16 protein-coding genes are annotated in these 16,317 nt (G+C 60.5%); 3 read left to right on the forward strand and 13 right to left on the reverse strand.

Features of this window, described 5'->3' with window-relative positions:
• The first annotated feature begins 265 nt into the window (after positions 1-265).
• Positions 266-973, forward strand: a complete 708-nt coding sequence (locus AC1Q61_RS00090; RefSeq protein WP_125051942.1) for a hypothetical protein — start codon at positions 266-268, stop codon at positions 971-973.
• A 98-nt stretch (positions 974-1,071) separates the two neighbouring features.
• Here the strand turns inward: AC1Q61_RS00090 and AC1Q61_RS00095 are convergent, their stop codons facing one another.
• From AC1Q61_RS00095 to AC1Q61_RS00130, 8 genes are all read right to left on the reverse strand, one after another.
• The gene (locus AC1Q61_RS00095) at positions 1,072-1,689 is read right to left on the reverse strand and encodes an alternate-type signal peptide domain-containing protein (RefSeq protein ID WP_158170642.1); all 618 of its coding nucleotides are present in this window, start codon (positions 1,687-1,689) and stop codon (positions 1,072-1,074) included.
• 41 nt (positions 1,690-1,730) lie between these two features.
• A complete protein-coding gene (locus AC1Q61_RS00100; protein WP_241199037.1) occupies positions 1,731-3,347 on the reverse strand; it encodes a signal peptidase I in 1,617 nt (538 codons plus the stop codon).
• A gap of 82 nt (positions 3,348-3,429) precedes the next feature.
• Complete coding sequence (locus tag AC1Q61_RS00105; protein WP_030535194.1) at positions 3,430-4,026, reverse strand: SipW-dependent-type signal peptide-containing protein; 597 nt, start codon at positions 4,024-4,026, stop codon at positions 3,430-3,432.
• Positions 4,019-4,654: a signal peptidase I gene (locus AC1Q61_RS00110; RefSeq protein ID WP_024488237.1), complete on the reverse strand. Its 636-nt coding sequence runs from the start codon at positions 4,652-4,654 to the stop codon at positions 4,019-4,021. The genes AC1Q61_RS00105 and AC1Q61_RS00110 overlap by 8 nt, the downstream gene beginning before the upstream one ends.
• Complete coding sequence (locus AC1Q61_RS00115; RefSeq protein WP_083056749.1) at positions 4,651-5,205, reverse strand: hypothetical protein; 555 nt, start codon at positions 5,203-5,205, stop codon at positions 4,651-4,653. Before AC1Q61_RS00115 ends, AC1Q61_RS00110 begins: the two co-directional genes overlap by 4 nt.
• A 3-nt stretch (positions 5,206-5,208) precedes the next feature.
• Positions 5,209-5,745 (reverse strand): alternate-type signal peptide domain-containing protein, encoded by a 537-nt coding sequence (locus tag AC1Q61_RS00120; protein ID WP_050654815.1) that lies wholly within the window; start codon positions 5,743-5,745, stop codon positions 5,209-5,211.
• 516 nt (positions 5,746-6,261) lie between these two features.
• Positions 6,262-7,857: an amidohydrolase gene (locus AC1Q61_RS00125; protein WP_042926423.1), complete on the reverse strand. Its 1,596-nt coding sequence runs from the start codon at positions 7,855-7,857 to the stop codon at positions 6,262-6,264.
• Positions 7,854-8,813: a DMT family transporter gene (locus AC1Q61_RS00130; protein WP_003940520.1), complete on the reverse strand. Its 960-nt coding sequence runs from the start codon at positions 8,811-8,813 to the stop codon at positions 7,854-7,856. The genes AC1Q61_RS00125 and AC1Q61_RS00130 overlap by 4 nt, the downstream gene beginning before the upstream one ends.
• A gap of 51 nt (positions 8,814-8,864) precedes the next feature.
• Between AC1Q61_RS00130 and AC1Q61_RS00135 the strand changes: the two genes are divergently transcribed.
• Both AC1Q61_RS00135 and AC1Q61_RS00140 read left to right on the forward strand, forming a co-directional pair.
• Positions 8,865-9,422, forward strand: a complete 558-nt coding sequence (locus AC1Q61_RS00135; protein WP_021332048.1) for a TetR/AcrR family transcriptional regulator — start codon at positions 8,865-8,867, stop codon at positions 9,420-9,422.
• A gap of 208 nt (positions 9,423-9,630) precedes the next feature.
• Positions 9,631-11,271: an ABC-F family ATP-binding cassette domain-containing protein gene (locus AC1Q61_RS00140; protein WP_058037711.1), complete on the forward strand. Its 1,641-nt coding sequence runs from the start codon at positions 9,631-9,633 to the stop codon at positions 11,269-11,271.
• 68 nt (positions 11,272-11,339) lie between these two features.
• On the opposite strand, the gene AC1Q61_RS00145 is transcribed toward AC1Q61_RS00140, so the two are convergent.
• The 5 genes from AC1Q61_RS00145 to AC1Q61_RS00165 form a co-directional block, all read right to left on the reverse strand.
• Positions 11,340-11,828, reverse strand: coding sequence for a nuclear transport factor 2 family protein (locus tag AC1Q61_RS00145; RefSeq protein ID WP_030535188.1), 489 nt, complete (start codon positions 11,826-11,828; stop codon positions 11,340-11,342).
• A gap of 26 nt (positions 11,829-11,854) precedes the next feature.
• Positions 11,855-13,168, reverse strand: coding sequence for an MFS transporter (locus AC1Q61_RS00150; RefSeq protein WP_007731424.1), 1,314 nt, complete (start codon positions 13,166-13,168; stop codon positions 11,855-11,857).
• Between the two features lie 76 nt (positions 13,169-13,244).
• On the reverse strand, positions 13,245-14,702 hold the full coding sequence (locus tag AC1Q61_RS00155) for an FAD-dependent oxidoreductase (protein ID WP_042926420.1): 1,458 nt from the start codon (positions 14,700-14,702) through the stop codon (positions 13,245-13,247).
• Positions 14,699-15,481 (reverse strand): SDR family NAD(P)-dependent oxidoreductase, encoded by a 783-nt coding sequence (locus AC1Q61_RS00160; RefSeq protein ID WP_037128614.1) that lies wholly within the window; start codon positions 15,479-15,481, stop codon positions 14,699-14,701. The genes AC1Q61_RS00155 and AC1Q61_RS00160 overlap by 4 nt, the downstream gene beginning before the upstream one ends.
• On the reverse strand, positions 15,474-16,310 hold the full coding sequence (locus AC1Q61_RS00165; protein ID WP_204855408.1) for an SDR family NAD(P)-dependent oxidoreductase: 837 nt from the start codon (positions 16,308-16,310) through the stop codon (positions 15,474-15,476). Before AC1Q61_RS00165 ends, AC1Q61_RS00160 begins: the two co-directional genes overlap by 8 nt.
• Between the last annotated feature and the right edge of the window lie 7 nt (positions 16,311-16,317).

Below are 16,317 nucleotides of genomic sequence, written 5' to 3' on the forward strand. Positions count from 1 at the left end.
CCAAATTCCGAATCAACATCTCTGCAGCGACTGAAGCCATTGCAGATGAGAATCTTTTACCCCGAATAGTAGGCATCGAAACCCACTCGACAAGCGATCGTCCAGCTATCCGCGCCCCAATCTACGTGTCGCATCCACTCCGATTACAGTTCATTTTCAGCTCCCTCGCAGATTATTGATCAAACTTCCGAAAATGGTTGCACAACAGACAGTTAACTCTCACAACTCCTCACGCTTGGACGTTTGTCCGACTAGAATTCGGGTTATGAAAACTACCAGTTACTCATCTCGAAAGCCTGGCGCGCTATGGAGCACAGTCATAGGGATACTCACGGCCCTCGTACTTGCACTGGTGGGCGGAGCACTGATGCCGTCGCTCGCTCACGCAGCGGACGGTGAGAGTGGAATCATCGAGTACTCCGCAGACAACTCGACCTGGGGAGATACTTCCAAAATCGTCTGGAGCACAGACATACTCATCCCGGGTGGGACCAACACAACCACATTCTACGTCCGAAACGCATCGGACCGCGCAGGTGAGGCACACTTCTACGTCGGAGACTACGAAATCAGCGACGGCATGGAAGCCTTCCTTCGTGTCGACGTAAACGGCGTCACCGGCAATCCGCTCACCGCCACCGGCAATGCCGCCACACCAGGGACCCAGTTGAACTCGGTCCGCCTCGCACCGGGCCAAAGTGCCAAGGTTGCCTTCGTGATCGGAATGCCCGTCGAGGCAGGGAATTCTTCGCAGAACGGCAGTATTACGCCGAACTGGAGTGTGGACCTCACACTCGATTCCACCGATACACCCGTCACGCCCGGCGGAACCGGATCACTCGATTTCGGTTCCCTGAATTTGGGGTCGGCGAGCTTCGGTTCACTCGACACCGGATCAGTGAAGACCGGATCTACCAGCTCCGGATCGCTTGATGTCGGATCGCTCGGCAAGCCGGTCACATTCATCGGATAACCTCCCCTACAACAATTCACAAAGTGAGGCCGGATAGCAGATTTGCTACCCGGCCTCACTTCTGAACAGCTACAGCGCTCGTGTTGTCCGCACCGACATCATGCGGGAATCTGCACCAGATTCACGTCGAATCGCGCCAAGTTCAACGACTGATCCATCGACAACGCTGTCGCGGAATCCTTGTCGAAGGTGAAACGTATTGCCACGTCGACTATCTTGCCGTCCTTCGCCGTACTGACCACAGTTCCGTCGGCACCGACAGGCACTGGCACCCCGTCGAGCTTGACTTCGGTGACCGGCTTCAGCTGGGCAACCAGCGCAGCTCCACCGGAGACACCCAGATCACTGGTCGACAGCTTTGCCTTCATTCCAGTTCCCTTGATCTCCAACGCGAAACTGGCGTGGTAGGTCAGAACGTCGCCCGGCACGACAACCATCGTCGACAGATCGATCGGACCGTTCTGATCCGTCCAGGTAGGTGCGGTGACGGTTTTCAGCGCCAACGAACCGGATTCGACCGGAGTAGTCACCACAGGCGTAGTTGTGGCCGGAACGGACGTGGTCGTGGTGGGCTTACCGCCGCCGGACGAACCCAATGAGCCGGTATCAGCACAGCCAGTCAGGAATGCCGCCCCTCCGAGCATGACCAGCGATGTGCCGATCATTTTGGTACGTCGCGTATTCCATCGACTTGCGGGAACGATGCGATTATTCATTCGAACTCTCCCGTTCCCGAATTCCGTCTCTTCTATATTCATCACTTCTGCCCGTCGATCCAGGCAGCGATCTCTGCGGGAGCTTCGCCGGAGGGGTTCTTTTCCGAGACCCCTGTTTCGGCGTTGACGCGATAGACGTTGGCGCCGTCCACGATCCACAGGTCGTCTGCGTCAGACTGCCACATCACGGTCGCCGTGGCGCTCACCGGTGTGCTCGACACCGCCGTACCCGAACTGTCGGTGACCACCACTGCGACGCTGGCACCGTCCTGCATCAACGCTGCGCTGTAGCCGGTCAGCGATGTCTGCGCCGCACCCAATGCCACCGGCGCTTCCTTCGTGGTCGTGCTGGTTGTCGTGGTTGCATCCGTTGTCGTCGTTGCATCCGTTGTCGTTGTCGGAGTTGTCGACTGAGTCGTAGTGCTGGTCGAGGTCTCCGTTGTTGTGGTGGGACCGGTCGTGGTTGTCACGTCAGCCGTAGTGGGAGCCGTCGTCGACGCGCCTGTCGTTGTCGGTGTACTGGACATGGTGGTCTCGGCAGCCGTCGCGGTTGTCGGAGCAACTCCGCGAGCAAGCTGCTCAGTTTCAGCGACAGCCGCGCCGGCGATCGATCCGGCCTCACTGAAGCAGTAGATGCTTGTCTGAGACGCAGGTTGGCGTAGGTTCCACCCTCGCCAGTCCGTTGACGATTCGCCCGTGATTCGGTTGATCGTGTAGATGCGAAGCGTGTACGTGTATGTGTTGAAAACGCTGTAACCAGCATCTGTGTAGTAGATAGTGGATGAGACCTGGGTTCCTACTGCGGCACCAACACCGGGATCGTATCCCCATGTTTTCATCAACGAGTTTCCGTTGTAGTACCGCGCCTCGTAGCGATATTGGGGACCTATGTGACTCCACTTAACAGTGGACGATTGAGAGCCACCTATGCCGTTTGTCGTGCAACTGACGCTGCTCGTTGCGGGATTGATCTTCCCGCTCACGGTAATGGCACCACTCGTTGCGACGGCAGTGTCTGTGAAGGCCGCTGCGGTGCCGCTCACCTGCGTAACACCGATCAGTGCAAATGCCGAAACACCGAGAACCGCAAGCTTTCGGAGCGAGAACGCCGAGCGATGTCCGCCTGTCCCGCTGTTCGAAGAAACCATCGGAAACTCCATCGTTGCAGCGGCTTCCGTGTCCACACTGCCAACTCCTCCACTCGGACCGTCATCCGAATCCTTGCGGCGAGAGTTGGGCCGGAAGGCAATGATCACCAATCCGCCGACCAACGCTCCGCCGAGGAAGATCGCGAGTGGGCTGGAGAGCCAAGCAATTGCGTAGCCCAGGCCCCCGACGCTGAAGAAAATGCGGTCGGCTTCGGTGATGAAGTAGGGCTCCACGTCTGGCTTGGCATTTGCGTCACCCTTGAGAGTCACCGTGACGGAGTTACCAGCCTGCTGGTCAAGTTCGTACACGCGGTGTGTGATGCGCGTGCCCTGTCCGTTGACGACGCTTACGATGTCGCCCACTGAGAGGTCGGTGGCGGGCACGGTTCGGGCCAATGCCAGGGAGCCAGTGGTGATTTCGGGAGACATCGAACCCGAGCGAAAGACGAGCGGCTTTATGCCGAACAGCATCGATGCCGCGGCGGCGAGAACACAGATGAGTCCAGCCACCGCCCCTATTGTCAGCGCAAGTTCGCGACCGGCACGTGCCGATCTCGAACTGCCGGGAGTTGTGTGATCAGACATGGTCACCTCAGGCTGTCGTCGCCGCGAACTGGAATGAAACATTGATCGACTTGTTCTGTTGTGCCGAAAGCACTCCCGTATCGAGCGCAACCTTGAAGCACAGCGTCTCAGAACCTGTATTCGCAGCCAACTGACGTCCTGTTGTGATGATCGGAGTCGCGGCAGTCGTCGACAAGCCGACCGGGCCGGCAATCGGGGTTGTGCAACTCTGATCGAGAACAGTCACCTTCATAAACGGGGCAAGCGCGGCCTCGCCTGTTGCGGTTGCTGCCATGGTGTATTTGAACTGTGCCGCGCCAGTGTTCTGTACAGGCAGAGTTGCCGTGACACTGTCGCCGGGCATCATGCCCGTCTTGGTCAACGCGGTGAAGCCGTAAGCAGTCGGATCTCCCGGGTCACCGTTGAGCTTCATCTCGATCGAACCGGTGCTGAATACGCCGGAAGTCGCTGTAGCGTTGTCAGTCCACGCAGCAAGAGTGCCAACGGCACCGAGGCCCAGAACAATTCCCACCGACATGATCGCGCGTGCGCGGCCGCTGGTTGCGCCCCCGACCAGACGTGTACCGAGCGAGGCGGGCGCCTGCTGCTCCTCGTGCTTAGACATGGCTGTGCCTTTCTTGCTGCTCAACTCGAGGCGCCGGCGCACTCGGTTCGGAAGGTTGGGGGTCTGCAGACGCAGAACGTCGCCGGGTACGGTCACGGACCGATCCGACGAACATGAACACGGCATAGATCGACAGTGCGCCGACGACAACCGTCAGCATCACCGAGCGCATCTGCCCCGTGATGGCGTTGTATACGTACCCGATGTACGGCACGCTGTACCACACCTTGCCGCGAATCTGCTCCGGTACAACGGGATTCTGATCCGCTATCGGATTTGCATCGCCTTGTGTGACGAAGGTGAGATCACCGGCGGAGTTGAGTCGCACCATCGTGATTCGGTGCGTAACCACATCGGGCTTCCCCGACTCGATTTGGTAGGTGATCGCATCACCTGCCTGCAATTGGGCAGCGTCCTGCGGTTTCACCACGATAAGGGTGCCGGGTGGATAGGTGGGCTGCATCGAACCGGTCAACACAGTGAAGGGCGTCGACCCCGTCAAACGTGGAACAACGACCGTCGACAACAGAATCGCCAGAACACCCAGCAGCAGAGCCCACGAGACAATATTGCGGATCCACCACCAGGCGCCGGTTCTCTGATCAGAACCCTTCACTGCGTGCGTCATACCGACTCCGCTTCGAACGAGAAATGCACGCTCGTGGAAACACCCGATGCGACGTCAGGACCGACAGTGCCACGCAGGCACAAGATTTCGGTACTGCCGGCAGCAACCGTGCGCCATCCCGAAGCTGTCGGTACCTGAGCGCCGACCATGGGACCGTCATAGATCGCGGTGCCGGCAGCTGCGCCCTGGGCAGGGCAACCGGCTTCGGTAGCCACTGGCGTCACTACCAACGCGAGCGGAACATCAGCGGAAGACTGCGTGACGTTCTGGATCCGGTAATTGAGTGGAACGCTACCGGAGTTGTGAACTGTCAACGGAGCCTGTGCATATGCGTTGGGGAACATACCGGTGGCGCCCAGAGCAGTGAAGTCGTAACTGCTCTGGCCGCTCCCGGCACTGCCCACCGTCAGGTCGAGGATCCCGGACTGGATCGTGCCACCGGACAGTGTTTCAGCGGCCGTCCACCGCGCGCTGGTCTGCTGCACCGATACGAAGATCAGTCCGATGACCAGCGCGGCGGCGGTTGCCCACCAACGGTAGTGCTTACGCAAGACTTATGCCTGATCGAGAGTGACGTTGAAGTTCGCCAAGCTGATCGAACCATCCTGCGAACCATTGGTTGCAGCAGCCTTGGTGAAGTCGAACGAGACATTCACATCGACGAGATCACCGTTGTTAGCGGACGTGATCGCAACACCGGTTCCGTTGGTCGGGAGGGTGGCGGCACCGACGCTGGCGGTCACAACAGGCGCCATCTCGGTCGGCAAGGTGGAGGTTCCTCCGATTGAGGACAGGTCGGCCTTCAACGTCGCGCTCAGGTTGTTACCCACAGCGCCGATGGTGACCTTGCCCGAGTACACAACCTTGTCGCCTGGAACTACCTTGTAGGTGTCGATTGCGCCAGGCGCGAGGGCCGTGCCATTCACTGACCAGGTGGGAGTTCCCGACGCTGTCAGCGTCAAATGACCTGAGTTGATCGTTCCGCCGGTCATCGGTGCGTTTGCGTTCCACGCCGCCATGGTTCCCGCGCCACCGGCGAGGAGAAGTGCTGCTGCACCGGCCGCGACTGCGCCCTTGGTTGCCTTGTTCATGGAGAACACTCTTTTCGTCTGGTCCCCGTGGCGGGGAGCTTGCAGGGTGAGAAAGCTGGTCGGATCCAGTCATGTGCGCCCTGGTACGGGCAGAGGGTTTCGTTCATCCGTGGTCAGTGAGGGGTCGTAGCGGTAAGTGCAGAGCGAGAGCGTGTTGCGGAAAGATTGCGAGCCGTTCTCGCGAACGGGTCATTCCTCTCTCGTGCTGTCGACGTCCGCTTGCGTCGTTTAGATTTTTACCACACGTATCAGGAATTTTTGGCGAAAAGCTGGTCGAATGTCCAGAAGCTTGTTGAAACCTGAACTTGACTACAGAATCGCCTCTCACCTGGATCATTTAAAAGACGCAGCACTTTGTTGCAACCCGTTTGCTGAAGTAACCTTCGCCCGGATGGTCCAAACAGTCGGAAATTCACCTGAAACAAGTTCTACAAACTTTTGGTTTGTTTTGGGGATCGTTCGATTGCCTCCGCTTTGAAAGCAGCGACAATCGAGCAACAAACTAAGGCGGAGGCCCTACACCTCGAAGACGGTCTCACCGCCGACAACCGTGCGCAGGACCGACAGTTCATTCAAGTCTGTCGAATCGATGCACAGCGGATCTCCGTCGAGCACAACAAAATCCGCCAAAAGTCCCACCGCTATCCGACCTTTGTCCGATGACTCACCGGTGAGACGAGCGGCTGCGCTTGTGTAGCCTGCCAGCGCCTCGGACGCGGAAACCCGTTGCTCCGCACCCAGAACGTGACCTTCTCGCGTCACACGATGTACGGCGGTGTTCATCGTGAAGAGCGGGTTCACTGGAGTGACAGGGCAGTCGCAATGCAGCGCGTAGGCAAGCCCCGCCGCCACGACCGACGCCACGGGGCTGATCCGCTCGCCGCGACCCGGTCCGAGAAAACGATCGCGGTGCCGGTCACCCCAGTAGTAGACGTGGTTCACGAAGATCGACGCCACCACCCCGAGTTCGACCATCCGCGCGATCTGATCTTCCCGCAACGTCTGAACGTGCTCGAGTCGATGCGAAACTTCGATGTCCGGGTGCGCCGTCCGTGCCGCTGCAATTGCGTCCAATGCAAAATCGATGGCCTGATCACCGTTGGTATGAATCGCAACCTGTCGGCCGACAGCGTGATGTTCCTCGACGAGTGCCCCGAGCGCGCCTGCCGGGATTGCCATTCCGCCGCAGTGGCATCCGCCCAGATCGTGGTACGGCGCGGTCAGCGCAGCGGTGTGCAACTGAATCGACCCGTCCGAAATGAGTTTGACGCCGCCCACACGAACTCGCTCCGTCGAATCGGCGAGTTCACCCAACTGATCGTGAACCCCGTGGCCGAGATAGAGGCGCGCACGCAGCCTCAAGTCACCATCGGCGTCGAGTTGCCGGTACGCCTCGTACATCTCGGCCGTGACGTACATGTCGTGGAAACTCGTCACGCCCACCGACGCCATGACTTCCTGCGCCCGCAGCATCGCGATCTTGGACGCGTCCGGGTTCATACCCGGAACAAGTCCGTGAACCAGAGACATTGCCGGAACCTCGCACAGTTCACCGGTGGGTACACCGTCGCTGTCCCGAACGATGACACCACCTTCCGGATCGACCGTGGTGGCATCGATCCCGGCCTTCTCCAGTGCGACCGAGTTGACATAGATTCCGTGAGCAGACAAGTGCCGCACCAGAATCGGATGATCGATGGAAGCCTTGTCCAGATCAACCGCGGTCAGGCCTCGATCTTCCGCCACGAGGCTGTCGTCGAAGCCCCACGCTTCGATGGGCTCGCCAAGTGGTGTGATCGCGGCCCGCGCGGCCAACGCCGTGATCAACTTCTCGATGGTCGGGCACGTATTCGTCGTTGCGTCGACCCCACTGAGCATCAAACCCCACATCATCGGATGAAGGTGCGTCTCGATGAACCCCGGCACAACCACCGCTCCGGCGAGATCGACAACGGAGGTTTCGGAATCGGTCAGCGCCGAGATCTCGGCGTCAGTTCCGAGGGCGACAAATCTGCCGTCCTTGACTGCCACAGCGGTCGCGTTGTCGCCGACCGCACCGTCCATGGCCCTGATGTCGCCGTTGATGTAGATGTGGTCAGCCGCAGTGGTCATACGCTTGTCTCCATTCGTTTTCCGACAACAGTCGTCGAGGATTTCTTCGCGGGTATCCGCGTCGCCACAACCACTCCGGCCAAAATCATTCCGGCACCTGCAAGTTGGACGAGAGTTGGGGTCTGCGCAAGCATCACCGCGCCGAACAACAGTGCTGACGCCGATTGCAACACGAGGCTGGCGGCGACTGCACTTGCAGGCAGACGCTGACTGGCGCTGGCTACCAGCAGCCACCCGATCACCTGAGATACCAACGCGAGCAGCACAAGCCAGCCTTGAGCTACGAGCGAAGGGGTCAGATCCAAAGTTCCACTCACGAGGCCGTATGCACCTGCCGTGAGGGCAGTGGCTCCCGTCGAGACGAACATCGGCAACGCCGTTCTGCCCGCCGCCCGAGTAGCCAGACCCATGAGGAAGATGTAGACCGCGTACGCGCCTGCGGCGATCACGGCAAACGACACTCCGACAGCAGGATTCGACCCGGTGAGCGTTGTGCTCGTCCCGGCTACCAGAGCAACTCCGACAAAGAGCAACGGAAGGCTGGCGACCAGTTCCCGGCCGATCCGTTGGCGCAGGACAACGTAGCCGAGGATTGCGACGAACAGCACCTGCAAATTCAGGATCACAGTCGAAAGACCTGCCCCGATCGAATGAATCGACTCGTGCCAGAGCACCAGATCGATTCCGAGGAACGCGCCGGCAAGTAGAGACTTCACGATCCAGGGCGCCGAGATCGAGGGCCGGGGTGACCGACGACGCTGAACGAGCACGAGCATGCCGAGAGGGATGAGCGCATAGAGACACCGAAAGAATGCACCCGTCGACGGAGACACTCCTGAGAGTTCGTAGAGCACCGAGGTCAACCCGAGGATGCATGCACCGGTGACGACTACGCGCAGGTCACGACGGCGTAGTTGATCGCCGGACAGCTCGCGTGGCGATACTTCATCACTCATGGTGATAATGTATCACCGACGCGAAGCCTGTCATACAGGGAAGATGCGTGCATGAGAACTCCGGTTACCCGTGAACGCGTGATCGCTGCCGCAGCCGATCTGGTCGACAGCAAAGGCGCCGACGCTCTGGTACTGAGTCAACTCGCCGAGACCCTCGACGTCCGGCAGTCAGCGCTGTACAAACACGTCGACGGGGTCGACGACGTCCACCATCAACTCAGCCTCCTCGCACGCAGCCTTCTCGCCGAACAACTGCGTGCCGCCGCGGTCGGTCTCTCGCGCGACGACGCCGTCATGGCGCTCGCGGACGCATGGCGTGCGTTCGTCCGAGTACACCCCGGGCTCTACGCCATCACCGACCGCTACCCCACTGCTCCGCATCCCGATCTGGTCTCCGCCGTCGGCGAGGTGGTCGACGTCATCAACAAGGTGATCGCGGGATACGGTCTGAGCCCGGATGATTCGGAGCAGGCGGCGTGGTCTCTTCGCAGTGCGCTGCACGGCTTCTGCATCCTCGAATCGGTAGAGGGACAACCGGCCGGCACCGACCCGGATCGGGTGTATCGACGACTGGTCGAACTTCTCTGCGCCGGTATTGCTCGTATGTAGATACCGGCTCCTGTTATCGTCGGATGAAACAACACAGACCAAAAAGGATCAGACATGGTTGGTGAACTCGACATCTCCGGATAAAACCGGGCATGACGGCCACCGGCAGACGCCTCGGAGCGCTGCCGTCGTGGCCATGTTGTCGTTCACTTACCCGACTCTTCGCGGAGCAGCGTTGCCGCGCCCGCACAACACCTGAGGTCTATTCATGTCCGATACCTACATCGTTTGCTCGAATCTGTCTTTTGCCTGGCCGGACGACACTCCGGTCTTCGACGAATTGTCATTCACCGTGCCCGGCGGCCGAACCGGGCTGGTGGCCCAGAACGGCGTCGGGAAAAGCACTCTGCTCAGATTGATCGCCGGCCAGTTGCGGCCGCGCGCCGGCAGTGTGTCCGTCGACGGCGTTCTCGGATACCTTCCGCAGGACCTGCCACTGACGGGCGATCTGACCATTGCCGAGGTCTTGGGCATCGCCCCGACGCTCGCTGCGTTGGACGCAGTCGAATCCGGGGACACACGAGAAGAACACTTCACGACAATCGGGTCCGACTGGGATATCGAGGAACGAACGCGAGCCCAACTCGGTCGACTCGGTTTGGCCGACATGACGTTCGATCGTCGCCTCGACACTCTGAGCGGCGGGCAGGTCGTCTCGCTCGGACTGGCGGCGCAACTCCTGCGACGCCCCGATGTCCTTCTCCTCGACGAACCCACCAACAACCTCGACCTGGACGCGCGCCGCAGGCTTTACGACGTTCTCGACGACTGGAGTGGTTGTCTGTTGGTGGTCAGTCACGATCGAGGACTACTCGACCGCATGGACCGCATCGCCGAACTTCACAGCGGCGAGATCAGCTTCTACGGTGGCAATTTCACCGACTACGAAGCCGCGGCACGCTCGGCTCGCGAAGTGGCGGAGAAGAACATCCGCAACGCCGAGCAAGAGGTCAAGCGCGAGAAGCGCGAACTGCAGCAGGCCCGAGAACGTGCTTCGCGACGCGCAAGTAACGCTGCCCGCAATCTCGGGAACGCGGGCTTGCCCAAGATCTTTGCGGGGACCATGAAGCGCAATGCTCAGGAGTCGGCAGGCAAGGCCAACGAGACACACCTCGCCCGGGTCGACGCGGCGAAGGACCGACTCGACAAAGCGGGCCGCGCTCTTCGAGACGACCAGACGATTTCACTCGAATTGCCTGGCACACATGTACCCGCCGGCCGGACGGTGTTCCTCGGTGAGCGAATGCAATTCGCGTTCGGTGATCATGCGATCTTCGCCGACTCCGGAATCGACCTGGCCATTCGAGGACCGGAGCGTATCGCGTTGACCGGGCCGAACGGCGTCGGAAAGTCGACGTTGCTACGCATCGTCAACGGGGATGTGGCGCCGACTTCCGGTGAGATCACGCGAGCCGACGGTCGAGTGGCATACCTGTCGCAGAGGCTCGACCTACTCGACCCCGCACGCACCGTCGCAGAGAACTTTGCCTTGTCTGCTCCAGGCCTACCGGCACCGGAACGCATGAACATCCTGGCGCGCTTCCTCTTTCGGGGTGCGGGTGCTCATCTTCCCGTCGCTGCACTCTCGGGCGGTGAACGACTGCGGGCTACATTGGCGTGCGTTCTCTTCGCCGATCCGGCCCCGCAGCTGCTTCTTCTCGACGAGCCGACCAACAACCTCGACTTGGTGAGCGTTGCTCAACTCGAAAGTGCCCTGAATGCATATCAGGGGGCGTTCGTGGTGGTCAGCCACGACGAGAGATTCCTGGCCGAGGTCAAGGTCGAACGCTGGCTCAGGCTCTCGGACGGCCGTTTGACCGAGGTCGCCGCACCGGGCGCATTGGGCTGACACGAGAAGTGAACAGGCGAAAGGCCTTCACACACGATGTGTGTGAAGGCCTTCGTCTGCACTACTGGTCAAGGCGTCCTGGTGTACACCGGATCGTCGAAGGATCGACGTTGCGTCACCCAGTCCGTGGACAGGATGTTCTCGATCACGTCTTCACGGGATTCGTCGAACACGACAATCCGATCGGCGATTCGCCATTCACCGTGGCGCCTTTCGAACCTGTCGACGTAACGGCATTTGATCGTCGCAAGCGTCTGCACCGTATCCGTACCGGAACGCTCTTGCCGCAGAAAGCACAAACAGTACGACTCGCACTGAGCGACATCGCCGTTGACGTCGATCAGTATGTTGGAAATGCAGTGAATCGACGAGTCGATCGTCTTGTGTCTGAGCTTCATGTCTTCGATCAGCCCGTCGACGGTTCCGATGTAACCGCCGTGGTTGTCTATCGCGTCGTCGAAGTAGCAGAGGGCCACGCTGTCGAAATCCTTCCGATCGACGGCCCGAGCGTAGCGATACAGAACTTCGGTGATTTCTTGCTTGTCAGCGAGGGACACGGTCAGGCTCCTGTTCTACCCGATGATCAATCAACCTGCAGTTCAACACCCTTGGTCTCCTTGATGAAGAAGACCGTGACGAGGGTGATCACCGCACAGAAGACGAAGTATCCAGCCGGAGCGAGAGAGTTACCGGTCAAGCTGATGAGATAGGTGGCGATGAAAGGCGCGGTGCCACCGAGGAACATGTTGGTGACGTTGTTACCCAATGCCAGACCGCTGTACCGCACAGATGCTTTCAGCATTTCGACATAGGTCACGTACGAAGCACCGTTGACAACGGAAACGCAGATGAAGAGCACTGACTGACCGACAACCGCCTGCCAGATGCCAGAACCGGCCATCATCATGAACATCGGGATTCCGAGAACCACTGCGGCGGCACTACCGGCGAACAGCACCGGCCGACGCCCGTACTTGTCTGCCATGTATCCCGAGATCGGCAACGTGATGACGCCGAGAACCAGTGCAAGAGAGGTGGAAAGGAAAGCAACGCGCGACGAATGACCGCCGGTGGTCTGCAGGTACGTCGCGGCATACACCGAGGCGATGTAGTAACCGCCGGTGATGAGTGCGCCCAGCAGGATGATCTTGACGACGCTGCCACCGGAGGTGCTGAGCAACTCACGGATGGGAAGCTTCTTGGTCTCACCCTTGTCCTGCAGTTCTTCGAACTGAGGAGTGTCTTCCATCTGGCTGCGGATCCAGATACCGATGCCACCGATCAGTAGGCTGAGCAGGAACGGGATACGCCAAGCCCATTCGAGGATCTGCTCTTGCGAGAACACCGACGTCAGGCCGAGGGCCATGAGCGAAGCTGCCAGCGAACCCAGGTAGGTGCCGGTATTGACCATCGAGGTCTGCGTCGCACGCCACCGTTTGGGAGCGGACTCGGAGACGAACGCGTTGGCGCCGCCGAGTTCACCGCCGGCCGCGAAGCCCTGCAGGCAACGAGCCAGAACCAGGATGGACGTCGCCCACACACCCAACGTGGCGTAAGTCGGCAGCAGGCCCATTCCGGCTGTCGCGAGAACCATCAGGAGGATGGTCCAGGACAGCGCGTTCTTGCGGCCGTACTTGTCGCCGATGTGGCCGAAGAAGATGCCGCCGGGCACGCGTAGGAAGAAGGCCACGGCGAATGCTGCAAAGGTACCGAGCAGTGCTGCGTTCGGGTCATGGGAAACGAAGAACAGCGCGGCGATCGTCGTGGCCATGTATCCGTAGATACCGAAGTCGTAGTACTCGACGACGGTACCGACGATGGCCGCGCGAATTACCTTCGTCGTCGACTGTCGTTCGGTTGCCACGCTGCTGCCCTCGGTGGATTCGGCTCTCGCCATGGTCTCATTCTCTGACATGTTGTTCCCTGCCTGGATTGGATACTGACTGGATTCGGTGCCGCGCAGACGTCGGACGTCAGGAGTGCGCGATGGAATGGACCGGTGCGCTCTCAGCGCTGGTCCTGGTGTAATTCGCCGCATTACGTCCCGCTACGCGGCCCATGGTCAAAGCGTTGGCAACCGCATTGCCGCCGCCCACGTATCTCAGTCCGAGGATTCCGGCGCCGGCCTCACCTGCGGCGTACAGACCCTCGATAGGTACTCCGGTGCTGCCGAGCACGGCCGCATCGGTGTTGATCTCCATTCCCGCATGCGTACAGACGAGCTCTGCCGGAAGGATTTTCGCGGCATAGAACGGAGCTGTCGCAATAGGATCCGGATTGCCGACGGCACCCTTGTTCCGCAACGTGCGATGGCGGAGGAAGTCGTCGTCGTGACCGCTGGGCAGTTGGTCATTCCATCGACGCAGGGTTTGCGCCAACGTCGCAACCGGAACACCCGTAGCCACTGCGAGGTCTTCGATCGTGTCCGCACGAATCGTGCCACCGGCGGCAACTTCTTCCTCGATGCGTTCGGGATTCCAATCCGCATATCCTGGAGCCAGATTCACGCGAGCGTTCTCGTCGAAGATCATCCAACCGTATCCACCCTGATGGTCGATGATGCCGGTCGAGACCGCGTACGAGCTGTCCTCGTCCATGAAACGACGGCCGTCCTGGTTGACGTAGATCCGCGACTTCGGCGGAAAGCCGGCCTGCCAGTGGTGGAATCGCTGGAAGTAGACGGTGGGCAGCATCAGACCCCAGCCGTCGCCCGCCAGGGAAGCACCGAGGTCTTCGGCAAAACGAAGATGGTCTCCGCGGCTCCCCTCGGCTGCGACGACGAACAAGGTCTCTCCGGCCTTGTTCGCGTCCGGGAAGTGGCGTTCCACCAAACCCGGATCTTGCGCGAATCCACCGGAAGCAACAACGACGGCGCCCGCAGGCACCTCGATGTCGTCGGCGACAACGCCGACAACCCGACCGTCTTCCTCGATCAGCTTCTGCACCCGTGTTCCGAAGATGACCTCGATCCCGTGCTTACGACGAGCCTTGTCCAGCACCTGAATCAGTCCGTATCCCTGATCCTTGGGCACGTGGCCGCGCCAGACGTCCTCGACGCCGGCTTGGGCGAGTCCCGGCTGGTGAGCGTTACCTGAGATCGCCGCGGGAATCTCGACGCCGAGTCCGATGAGCCATTCCAGTGTCGGACCGGCGTTTTCGCAGAATGCACGAATCAATCCGGGTGAGAGCATCCACTGGTTGAGGTCCATGTAGTGCTGGAAGAACTTCTCTGCCGAGTCGTCGACTCCGAGGCCGGCCTGCACGCTCGTTCCGGCGGCCGTGAAGATGCCGGCCGACAGCGCGGTGGATCCACCGAGTTCGGTTTCGGATTCGAACAGCAGAACGGATGCGCCTTCTTCAGCTGCCGACACCGCAGCGGCGAGACCTGCTCCGCCGCCACCGATGACAACGACGTCCCAGTGTTCGGTCATGAAAGTTCTCCAGTCTCCGCGATGATGCGGTGGTAAAGACCGTTCGACACCAACCCGCCGTCGACAGTGAGTTCCGTACCGGTGGTGTAGGTGGAACTGTTCGAGAGCAGGAACAGCACTGCTTCGGTGATCTCGTCGAGAGTTCCCATGCGTCCGAAGGGAACCGACTTCAGTGACGCGGCGACGAAGTCGTTCGCACCGCCGAGCAGCGCCGTACCGACCAGTCCCGGGTGCACCGAGTTGACGCGAATCCCCCACTGCGCGAAGTTGCCTGCGGCCGACTTCGACAGACCGGTCAGACCCCACTTGCTCGACGAGTAAGCCGGAGAGAAGTATCCGATCTGACCGGCGATGGACGAGATGTTGACGATCGATCCGCCACCACTCTCGCGCATCAGCGGCGCCACCGCCTTCATACCGTAGAACGGGCCGAAGAGGTTGATCTTCATGGTCAGCTCCCAGATGTCGTTCGGCGTGTCCATGAATTCGAGCCGACGCGAGATACCGGCATTGTTGACCAGTCCGCCGAGTTCCCCACGGGTGGTGCGAATTTCGTCGACAACCCGGTCCCAGGCATCGGCATCGGTGACGTCGAGAAGATGAGCGGATGCCGATCCGCCTGCGGCGACGATGTCGTCGACCACGCCGGATGAATCCGAAACATCGGCAATGCAGACATGCGAACCGCGCGCGGCGAGAGTGCGCGCGTGATGCGCTCCCATCCCGGCAGCACCGCCGGTAACGAGAACGACGCCGGGATATGTCGTGGACTCAGACATGCCGCGAACCACCGTCCACCGCAACGCTGTGCCCGGTGACGTAACGCGCGCTGTCCGAGAGCAGGAACAGCAGCGGGCCGAAGACCTCTTCGGGCGAGCCCAGACGATGCAGTGGTACCGCGTCGAGTGCGTTCGCGAGCGCGATCGGATCTTCCTGGACCCACTTCGTCATCGCCGTGTCGATGTAGCCGGGTGCAATGGAGTTGACCCGAATACCCTTGTCGCCGAACTCCACTGCGAGAGACTCCGTGAGGTGCGCAACGGCAGCTTTCGACGTGCAGTATGCGCCTCTCCCCTTCCGCACACGCAGCGCAGACACCGAAGACATGTTGACGATGGCGCCGCCGGGACCGAGGTGACGTGCCGCCGCCTGAGCACCGTAGAGCACTCCCTCGACATTGACACTCAGCGTTGCGCCGATCTGCTCCGGGGTGATCTCCTCGGCCAGCGCAAACGGGAAGATACCCGCATTGTTGATCCAGAAATCAACCCGGCCGAACTCCTTCAACGCCAACTGCGCAAGCAATTCATGCTCGTCGGGCTTGGTGACGTCGACCCGAGCTCCGACGACGCGACCCGGCTTGTCCGCCAGTGCATTCGATTCGAGGTCCGTGTTGATTCGTGCGGCCGTGGCGAGCATCTGCTCTTCGTTGATGTCGGCGCCGACGACATGTACGCCGCGCGTTGCCAGTCCTTCGGCGAACGTCGCACCCATACCCTGAGCCGCGCCGGTCACCACTGCGACCTTGCCTGCCAACTCCGGGTACACCGCCGACATCTGCGTCACAACGGTACGGCCCGGGTTCGTCTGGTCAGAGCTTTCGGTCATGATGTAC

This window comes from Rhodococcus sp. MPR-R1B (assembly GCF_058793255.1).